Raw genomic sequence first — 10,258 nt, 5'->3', positions numbered from 1 at the left:
TTCTTCAGTCTGGCCATTTTCCGGCATCTACACTCAGCGGGCCATCAATTCCGCCGCCGACCTCAAGGGTCTGAAAATGCGCGTCTATGATGGTACCGGTCTGGCGTTTGGCGAAGCCACCGGCATTGCCGCCCGCAAGATGCCCTTCTCCGAAGTCTACCCGGCCATGAAGGCGGGCCTGCTGGACTCCATGTACACGTCATCTGTCTCAGGTGTCGACGCCAAAGCATGGGAAGTCCTCAAGTACTTCACTCCCATCAACATCGTGGGACCGGTGAACATGGTCAATGTCAACCAAGCCGCATGGGACAAGCTGTCCGCCGGCACTCAGACGAAAGTGCTGGAAATCGCCGCGGAGATGGAGGACGAAATGTGGAACCTGGCCGGCGACATGGACCGTAAAAGCAGGGCCACCCTGGTTGAAAACGGCATGATCGTGGCACCTGTCAGCCAGGCCTTCCGCAAAGAGATGGACACCATCGGAAAGCAATTGCGCGGCGAATGGGCCAAAAAGGCAGGAGCCGATGCCCAATCGATCCTGGATGAATATGCCCGTATCACCGGCAAAACCCAATAGTTTGTCCCCATAATTTTGAGGCCAACCGGGCGGGCCGGCAGTGCTCCGGCCCGCCCAGCTTTTCAAGCGACCGCCCCTCTGGGGAGGACGCTCTCACTCAAATTCCGCTGCTGGTGAGCCCATGCACCGAATCGTACGCCTTACCGAAAAACTCAGCGATTGGATGGCCGGCATTTCTGCGGTCATGCTGGCACTGATGACCATTTTAATCCTCGTCGAGATCCTGCTGTGGAACACCTTGAGCAAAACCACCCTAATTGCTGATGAGTACAGTGCCTATGGTCTGGCCGCAATCATCTTCATGGGAGCCGGCTACTGCCTCAAAGAAAAGGGCCACATCCGCATCACCCTGATCCTGAGCTTTATGCCTAAGCGCATGGCCGCAATCCTCACTTTTGTGGCTACTGCCGTCACCACCGCCTTTATGGGCTACCTGTGGTGGTACCTGTTCAAAATGGTCCAGTCCACCATCCGCTACAACTCCACCTCCGGCACTCTCACCCAGACGCCATTGTGGATCCCCCAGACGCTGATGCTGGTCGGCGCAGCCTGCTTTTTGATCCAACTGGCCGGCATAACCATCAAAACCTTTGCGGCTATCGGGACACAAGAGGAGGTAGTATGATGGACGCCAGCATGGCCAGCATGTCCGCCGTCGTTTTCGGCGTTCTGTTTCTCACCCTCAGTTCCGGCATCTGGGTTGGATTTGCCTTGTTTATTGTCGGCTTCGTGGGCATGACCCTGTTTAGTAGCCTGCCCGCGGGAAGCAATATGGCCTCGTCAGTGTGGGCCACTATCGAAAAATGGGAGTACGTGGCCCTGCCCATGTTCATTCTCATGGGAGAAATCCTCTACCGGTCGGGCATCTCCGAACGTCTGTTCCGGGCACTGGTGCCCTGGCTCTACAGGCTACCCGGCGGACTCCTGCTGATGAATATCATCTCCTGCACCCTCTTTGCCGCCGTTTCCGGCTCCAGCGCCGCCACCACCGCCACCGTGGGTCGCATCACCCTGGCCGAACTGGATAAACTGGGCTATGACCGCTCCATCGCTCAGGGGTCCTTGGCCGGCGCCGGCACCCTGGGATTTCTCATCCCACCCTCGCTGATCATGATCGTCTACGCTATCCTGGCGGAGGTCTCCATCGGCAAAATGTTCATGGCCGGCATTCTGCCGGGGGTCCTGCTTTCAGGGATCTACTCCACCTACATCATTTACCGCGGCATCCGTAGTCCCGAGATCGCACCGAGAATGCAGGATACCTACTCGTGGACAGAGCGAATAAAGGCGTTGAAGGATCTGGCACCCACCCTGATCCTTATTCTGATGGTGCTGGGCAGCATTTATGCAGGGATCGCCACGCCCACCGAAGCGGCTGCACTGGGGGTTCTCGGCGCAACCATCTTCGCCTTTCTCAACCGCCAGATGAACCTTAAAATACTGTTTGAATGCCTGGTGGGTGCCGTGAAGACCAATGCCATGATCATGCTGATCGTGGTGGGCGCGGGCTTTCTTTCACGGGTCATGGGCTTTTTAGGCATACCGGCGGCAATCACCCAGGCCATCACCGGCATGGACCTCTCTCCATATACATTGATGTTGATGCTGGGACTGGTTTATGTGGTGCTGGGCTGCCTGCTGGACGGGTTTTCCATCGTGGTGATGACCCTGCCCATCGCCCTGCCCATGGTCACGGCAGCCGGATTCGATCCCATCTGGTTCGGCATCTACCTGATTCTCATGGTGGAAGTGAGCCAGATCACCCCTCCCGTGGGGTTCAACCTGTTTGTCATCCAGGGCCTCACCGGCGATCCCATCATGCGTATTGCCCGCAACGCCCTGCCCTTCTTTTTTCTTATGCTGCTGACCACGGTCATCATCACCCTATTCCCGGAGATCGCCCTCTATCTCCCCCGGTTGATGATCGCCAAATAGGAGCGTCCCATGCAAACTTTTAAACTCGAGCAACAATCGTGGAAAGATGTGGCGGCCTACCTGGAGTCAGACAATCGCATCATCTTGCCCATTGGCAGCACCGAACAACACGGTGCTTTCGCCCCGCTGGGCACCGACACATACGTGGCCAAAGCTATTGCCGAAGGGGCGGCACAGGAGACCGGGGTCCTGGTGGCGCCGCCCCTGTGGTTCGGGTGGAGCCCCCATCACCTGGTCAAACCGGGCACCATATCCATCCGGGCGGAAATCCTCATTGAAGTGCTAAGCGATACCATCGGGTCCTTGGCTGTGCATGGTTTTGAGAACTTTGTCGTCATCAATGGCCACCGCATCGTCAACATCTCCTGGATGCAGATCGCCGCAGAACGGGTGCAGCGCACCCTGGGGGTCAAGGTGGTGCTCTTCGACCCTGCCTACATGTCAAAGGAGGTCGTCGCGAAACTGGATTTCGGGTCCATCGGCCATGGAGAGGAGATCGAAATCTCACACATGTGTCATTGCCACCCGGACCTGATCCGTTTAGACGAGGCCAATGACAACCCCCATCCAGAAACTCCCTTATACCGCCTGGACCCGCAGGATCCCCGGGACACCCTGTGTTACGTGCCGGCCACGCGGGAAGGCCTGCAGCAAGTGTTCGACCGCACCGGGGACACCATCACCGGCCGCCCCAGCCTGGCTACACGGGAAAAAGGCAGGGTTTATCATGACCACCTTGTCGGCCGATTGGTCCAGGTGCTGGAGCTCCTGGCTGGCAAGTAGCGAAAATGCACCTCGAAGGCTGAATTCAGAAAACAAGCCTTCAGAAATCAGTGGTGACGTCGAACCACGCTGACTTTATTTTTCGTGCAACCGTGCAACATAGGACGATCGATGTTGGATTTTCATCTTTCAGGACAACTAAAATCCTTTAATACATCAAGAGTGAACCATCATGGCTGATTCCAAAAAGTACCGATTCTCCATAGATCGCGGCGGGACATTCACCGACATATATGCTGAAATACCCGGTAAGCCGGGCTTCCGGGTCGTCAAGCTGCTGTCCGAAGACCCCTTGAATTATGACGACGCCCCCCGGGAGGGCATCCGACGCATCCTGGCCGAGATCAGTGGCATCGACATTCCCAAAAATAGCGTGCCGGCCGAAAACATCGAGTGGATCCGCATGGGCACCACCGTAGCCACCAATGCCCTGCTGGAACGAAAAGGAGCCCGATGTGCCCTGCTGGTGACACGTGGTTTCCGGGACATCCTGCAGATCGGCAACCAGGACCGGCCCGGCATCTTTGATCTGGAAATTAAAAAGCCGGACCTGCTCTACGAGACGGTGGTGGAGGTTGATGAGCGGGTCCGCATGCTCAGGGACGATGAAACAAATCCGGCGCAGCCCGTGGTGAAGGGAATCACAGGGGAACGAATGGTGGTGCTTGAAGCGCTGGACACCGAAGTCTTGCGCCCGCGGCTGCAGAACATTCTGGACCGGGGCATCCGCAGTCTGGCCGTCGTGTTCATGCACGCCTATGCCTGGCCGGAACACGAACTGGCCGTGGGTCGGTTGGCCCGGGAGATGGGATTTTCCCAGATCTCTCTCTCCTCCCAGGTGATGCCCATGGTCAAGTTGGTGGCCCGGGGCGATACCACCATGACCGACGCCTATCTCAATCCCCACATCCAAACCTACCTCAACAGCTTTCGCAAGGGCTTTGCCGGCGGCCTTGATAATACAGGCCTGCTGTTCATGCAATCGGATGGCGGCCTGGCCAGGGCCGACGACTTCACCGGCAGCCGTGCCATCCTTTCCGGGCCGGCCGGCGGTGTGGTGGGCTATGCCATGACCACTTTCAGCGAGGTTGGCAGGCAGCCGGTAATCGGTTTCGACATGGGGGGCACGTCTACCGACGTTTCCCGCTTCGGTGGTGAATACGAGCTTGTCTTTGAAACTGAAACTGCAGGGGTGAGAATTCAGGCACCTCAGCTGCAGATTAAAACCGTTGCCGCCGGCGGCGGCAGCCGTCTGTTTTTCGACAACGGCATGTTCCTGGTTGGCCCTGAATCTGCCGGTGCCCACCCCGGTCCGGTATGCTATCGCAAAAACGGCCACCTGTCGGTCACCGACGCGAATCTGATCCTCGGTCGCCTCCAGCCCGACTACTTTCCCCATATTTTCGGCCCCTCCGAAGACCAGCCCCTGGATCTCCAGGCTGCCCGGACCGCGATGAAAAGCCTGACGCAAGCCATCAATAGCCACAACAGCCGCAAAGGCCACACGGCCATGTCTGTCGAGCAGGTGGCCATGGGCTTCATCCAGGTAGCCAACGAATCCATGGTACGGCCTATCCGCGAAATCTCGGTCATGCGAGGATTCGACATCAAGGAACATGTACTGGCCACCTTCGGCGGTGCCGGGGCCCAGCATGCATGCGCCATCGCCCGGGCGTTGGGCATCTCCAAAATCTTTATCCACCGGTTTTCCGGCATCCTGTCGGCCTACGGCATCGGTCTGGCCGATGTGGTGGCCGAACGCCAGCAGCCAGCCGCCCAGGTCTTCATGAGCGATGGCTATCCCGAACTCCTCGGCCAGCTGAAAATTCTCCAGGCTGAAGCTGAAACGGAACTGACGGCCCAGGGTTTTACAACCGGGCAGATCCGAGCCACACGTTACCTGAATATGCGCTACCAGGGCACGGACACGGCTCTGATGATCCCCGAACCCGAAGATGGTGATTTTACCGCCGCCTTCAAAGCCACCTACCTCCGTGAATTTGGATTCGACCTCGAAGGACGTGACATTCTTGTGGATGACCTGCGGGTGCGCACCCAAGCAGAGGCCTCGGGCCTTAGCAAGGTGCCAATAGACATGGCGGATACCCCGGCAGCAGCGATTGATCGCAAAACCTGCTATTTCGAGGATGGCTGGCGGGAAACGGCCATCTACACGATGGCTCACCTGAAGGCCGGTCATACCATCGACGGCCCGGCCATCATTATCCAGGACACGGCCACTATCGTGGTGGACCCGGAGTGCCTGGCGACCATCAGCCGCTTTGGTGACGTTGAAATCCAGGTCGGTGAGGGCGACACGGGCCGATTGAGCACCCAGGTCGATCCGGTTCAACTTTCCATCTTCAGCAACCTGTTCATGTCCATCGCTGAGCAGATGGGCCGCATGCTGCAAAAAACCGCCATCTCTACCAACATCAAGGAGCGCTTGGATTTTTCCTGCGCCATGTTCGGACCCGACGGCGCTTTGGTGGCCAATGCACCCCACCTGCCCGTTCACCTGGGCGCCATGAGCGCTGCAGTGAAAGAACAGATTCGCCGCCAAGGCAGCACCCTGAAACCGGGTGACGTGCTGGTTTCCAACCATCCGGCGGCTGGCGGCAGCCACCTGCCCGACATTACTGTCATCACCCCGGTGTTCCGCAAAGGAGCAATCATCTTCTGGGTGGCCAGCCGAGGCCACCACGCGGATATCGGCGGCATCTCTCCGGGCTCCATGCCGCCAAACTCTCGGCGAATCGAAGAAGAGGGAGCCTGCATCACCTCCTTCAAACTGGTAGCAGACGGCATTTTCCAGGAAGCGGGCATTACCGAGCTGCTTCTATCCCCGGGAAAGCTCATCTCCCAGCCGGGACGACCCGCTATCTCCGGCACTCGCCTGCTGGCGGATAATATTTCGGATCTCAAGGCCCAGGTGGCCGCCAATCAGAAGGGAATCGAACTGGTGCTGGAGATGGTGGAGCACTATGGCCTCGAGGTCGTGCAGGCTTACATGAGCCACGTTCAGGACGCCGCTGAGGCGGCAGTGAGAAGCCGGCTGAAGGAATTGTCACTCTCCAAAGGGATGAAAGACAAGGATACCGTGCGGGCGGTGGACTATTTGGATGATGGCAGCCCGATCGTGCTATCGTTGACCATAGACCGCGCAGACGGCAGCGCTGTTTTCGATTTTACCGGAACGGGACCCGAGATTTGGGGCAATTGCAACGCCCCTTCCGCGGTCACGCGGTCCGCCATACTCTACAGCCTGCGGTGCCTCATCGAAAAGGACCTGCCTCTCAATGATGGATGTCTGATCCCAATAACCATCCTCATCCCGCCGGGTACCCTGCTGGATCCCTCCACCGAAGCAGCCGTGGTGGGAGGCAACGTGCTCACCTCCCAGCGGGTGGTGGACGTGATTCTTAAAGCCTTCGGTGTAGCCGCGGCCTCCCAGGGGTGCATGAACAACTTCACCTTCGGCAATGCGCGCTTCGGCTATTACGAAACCATCGGCGGCGGGGCCGGAGCTGGTCCCACCTGGCACGGCCAAACCGGTGTTCACACCCACATGACCAACACCCGCATTACCGACCCGGAAATTTTAGAGCGTCGTTATCCGCTGCTGCTTAGGGAATTTTCCATTCGCACCGGGTCCGGCGGCGAGGGTAGACACCGCGGCGGTGACGGCCTGGTCCGTGAGGTGGAGTTCCTCGAATCATTGAATATGGCTATTCTTTCCGAACGCAGGGTGTTCGCCCCCTATGGTCTCGAAGGCGGCGAATCGGGCAAACGGGGGAAAAACATTTTTATTCACAGCGACGGCCGCCAATTGTACCTGGGGGCTAAAAATGAAATCCTGGCTCAGCCCGGAGACCGATTTCGCATCCTGACCCCCGGTGGGGGGGGATTCGGCAAAAAGGAAACCTGACTCATCCGCCATCGGGTTTCTGCGAAATCTTTAGGGGGACCTGATTTCTGCCCCTTTTTTTATTTCATTCAAATCAATAGCCAATTCGCACCGGCACACGCCCCTCAGCTTCAGACACCTTGACAATACCGGGTTCCTTATTTATTTTCCCCTTGATTTAAATCCCGGCGGGCCTCTGCCGGGCATCCACTTGCACAACAACCCGACATTTTTGGCTAAAGGAGACTTGTCGTGCCTCTGGAAGAACTGAAAGCACAGATTGAAGAAAAGCATCTCGTGGTCAACCGGATCCGCGAAGAGATCGGCAAAGTTCTGGTGGGCCAACGGGATCTCATCGACGGCCTGCTCATGGGGCTGTTCACCCGGGGGCACATTCTCATCGAGGGCGTACCGGGCCTGGCCAAGACCAGCGCGGTCAAGGCCCTGGCCGACACGGTTCACGCCGAATTCAAACGCATCCAGTTCACCCCCGACTTGCTGCCGGCCGACCTGGTGGGAACGGAGATCTACCGCCCCAAGACCGGTGACTTCAGCATAAAAAAAGGCCCGCTGTTCAACAACATCATCCTGGCCGACGAAATCAACCGGGCCCCCTCCAAAGTCCAGTCGGCACTGCTGGAGGCCATGCAGGAACGCCAGGTCACCATCGGCGACACCACCTTCCCGCTGGCCGACCCTTTTTTGGTCATGGCCACCCAGAACCCCATCGAACAGGAGGGCACCTACCCGCTGCCCGAGGCCCAGGTGGACCGGTTCATGCTCAAGATTCTCATCGACTACCCGGACAAGACCGAGGAGAAGGAGATCATGAAGCGCGTCGGCTTCGACGCCCCGGAAGCCGTTCAGCCGGTGCTGGACCCGGTGGAGATCAGGGCCATCGGCGGTTTGATCAACAGCGTCTACATGGACGAAAAGCTCAAAGACTATATCGTGGACCTGGTTTTTGCCACGCGCAACCCGGCAGCCTTTCATGTCGATGTCTCTCATTACATCCAGTTCGGGGCTTCGCCCCGGGCCACCATTTTCCTGAGCCTGGCCGCCCGGGCCTACGCCTTTTTGCAGGGCCGGGCCTACGTGACCCCCCAGGATGTGAAGACCATTGCCCCGGCCGTACTGCGCCACCGGATCCTGTTGACCTATGAAGCCGAGGCGGAGGATATCGACACGGATCAAATCATCGGCCGCATCTTTGATTCGGTGGAGGTGCCGTAAATTCTGGGTTCTGGGTTCTGGGTTCTGGGTTCAAAACAAGTAACCGATCCGTATTTACATATAAACGGATTTTATCTTTACCATTTGCATTTTCGAGCGCCAGCGATAATCATGCTTTCCCCCGATCTCATCAAAAAGATCAAGAAAGTCCACATCAAAACCGGCCGTATGGTCAACACGATGATGGCCGGACAGTACCGTTCAGTGTTTCGTGGGGCGGGCATCGAGTTTGAAGAGGTGCGTGAGTATACGCCCGGAGACGAGGTGAAAAGCATTGACTGGAAGGTGTCGGCCCGCATGGGAAAGCCCTTCATCAAGCGCTATCGGGAAGAGCGCGAGCAGGTGGTCATGCTTCTGGTGGACATGAGCGGCTCCGGCCGCTTCGGCACCACGCAGCGCATCAAGCGCGAGACCGCCGCAGAAATCGCCGCCATCCTGGCCTTCAACGCCATCCGCAACAACGATAAGGCCGGCGCCATTTTGTTCACCGATCAGGTGGAGCGCTACATCCCGCCTAAAAAAGGGTCGGCCCATGTGTGGCGGCTCATCCGTGAAATTTTCACCTTTCAGCCCGAGCACACCGGAACCAATATCGTCGATGCAGTGGATTTTCTGGCCCGGGTCTGCCGCAAACGCAGCGTGGCCTTCCTGGTTTCCGACTTTCTCACCGAAGACTTCGGCCGGAACACCACCTTGCGGATACGTTCGGCCGCCAGAAAACACGAGCTGATCAGCGTCCTGGTTACCGATCCCGGAGAGTTCCGGCTGCCCGACGGGGGCATTGTCGCCTTCCAGGACTTGGAAACCGGGGCCATACGCTACCTGGACGCCTCTGACCGGACCACCCGCGACCGATTCCGGGCCGGCCGCCAGGCGGTTCACGAGCAGATCCTGCAAAACCACAAGGCCATGGACATGGACTGCATCGAAATGCCCACTGACGGCGATGCGGCCGATGCCCTGGTGCGCTATTTCAGGCTCCGGGAGCGACGGCGGCGATGAAGATAGAATTGACGACAATGATTTTGAACTTCGTTATCGGTCGTCGCGGTATTTTTAATACAGCTTCCGCCCTCTGGCCTTGCCACAACCATTGTCGTCAATTCTATATCGCCGGGATTTTTTTTGTTCTGTTCACCCTCCTTCAAGCAGCTCAGGTGATGGGCGAGGAAACAGCGGCCCCTGCCGTCCCGCTGCCAGCGACTGAATCGCCACCCCCCGATATAGCGGCATCCATGACCGACATCCACGATATCCAGCCACCGGTATCGGTGGGCATCGATGCATTCTGGCTGGTCCCTGTGCTGCTTGGCCTTGCAGCAGTAACAATTCTGGCAGCAGGCTGGTGGTTCTGGAAGAAACATAAAAAAGCCCGGGCTATCGAAACTAGCGTGCCCGAACCGCCCCCGGAAATGAAGGCCATGCAGGCATTAGGTGAGATTGCCGATGTACGACGGCTGGACGGCAAAACCTTTTACTTCCGCCTTTCAGCTATCTTGCGGCAATATGTTTCGGGACGCTTCGCCGTGGGCGCGCCGGAGATGACCACCGAAGAGTTCATACCCTGCATCGATCGGTTGAACATGGACAAAGGTCTAGCCCAACGCTTGAAAGGCCTTTGCCGGGCCATGGATCCGGTCAAGTTCGGCAGCCAAACGGCTGTGGAAATGCAGATGGAAACGGATCTGCTGTTTGCCCGGGAATTCGTACAGAAAACCACACAACATATCGACATGGGTGGCAAAGAAGCGGGCGGAGAACAAAATATGGTGCTCTCCCAGAATTATGAAAATACCAAAAAACAAATCCCAAAGCTCAAATAA

The 10,258-nt window shown here is 57.8% G+C and carries 8 protein-coding genes; all 8 read left to right on the top strand.

The features are described 5' to 3' along the window. Positions 1-577: TRAP transporter substrate-binding protein DctP (gene dctP, locus ABYV26_RS12770; RefSeq protein ID WP_372681561.1), on the top strand; the 577-nt coding region annotated here is incomplete at its 5' end. Positions 578-698: 121 nt separating this feature from the next. Then, a complete protein-coding gene (locus tag ABYV26_RS12765; protein ID WP_372681559.1) occupies positions 699-1,202 on the top strand; it encodes a TRAP transporter small permease subunit in 504 nt (167 codons plus the stop codon). After that, positions 1,199-2,512, top strand: coding sequence for a TRAP transporter large permease (locus tag ABYV26_RS12760; protein ID WP_372681557.1), 1,314 nt, complete (start codon positions 1,199-1,201; stop codon positions 2,510-2,512). The genes ABYV26_RS12765 and ABYV26_RS12760 overlap by 4 nt, the downstream gene beginning before the upstream one ends. A gap of 9 nt (positions 2,513-2,521) precedes the next feature. Continuing rightward, complete coding sequence (locus ABYV26_RS12755; protein WP_372681555.1) at positions 2,522-3,295, top strand: creatininase family protein; 774 nt, start codon at positions 2,522-2,524, stop codon at positions 3,293-3,295. A 172-nt stretch (positions 3,296-3,467) separates the two neighbouring features. Then, positions 3,468-7,223 (top strand): hydantoinase B/oxoprolinase family protein, encoded by a 3,756-nt coding sequence (locus ABYV26_RS12750; RefSeq protein WP_372681553.1) that lies wholly within the window; start codon positions 3,468-3,470, stop codon positions 7,221-7,223. A 258-nt stretch (positions 7,224-7,481) separates the two neighbouring features. Beyond that, on the top strand, positions 7,482-8,435 hold the full coding sequence (locus tag ABYV26_RS12745) for an AAA family ATPase (protein WP_372681562.1): 954 nt from the start codon (positions 7,482-7,484) through the stop codon (positions 8,433-8,435). A gap of 111 nt (positions 8,436-8,546) precedes the next feature. Continuing rightward, the gene (locus tag ABYV26_RS12740) at positions 8,547-9,437 is read left to right on the top strand and encodes a DUF58 domain-containing protein (RefSeq protein WP_372681551.1); all 891 of its coding nucleotides are present in this window, start codon (positions 8,547-8,549) and stop codon (positions 9,435-9,437) included. 158 nt (positions 9,438-9,595) lie between these two features. After that, entirely contained in the window at positions 9,596-10,258 is a 663-nt protein-coding gene (locus ABYV26_RS12735; RefSeq protein ID WP_372681549.1) for a hypothetical protein, read from the top strand.

It is taken from the genome of Desulfosarcina sp. (genome assembly GCF_041551955.1).
Taxonomy (GTDB): domain Bacteria; phylum Desulfobacterota; class Desulfobacteria; order Desulfobacterales; family Desulfosarcinaceae; genus Desulfosarcina.
Note: the sequence above shows the minus strand (reverse complement) of the source record. Positions and strands in the feature narration are given on the sequence as shown.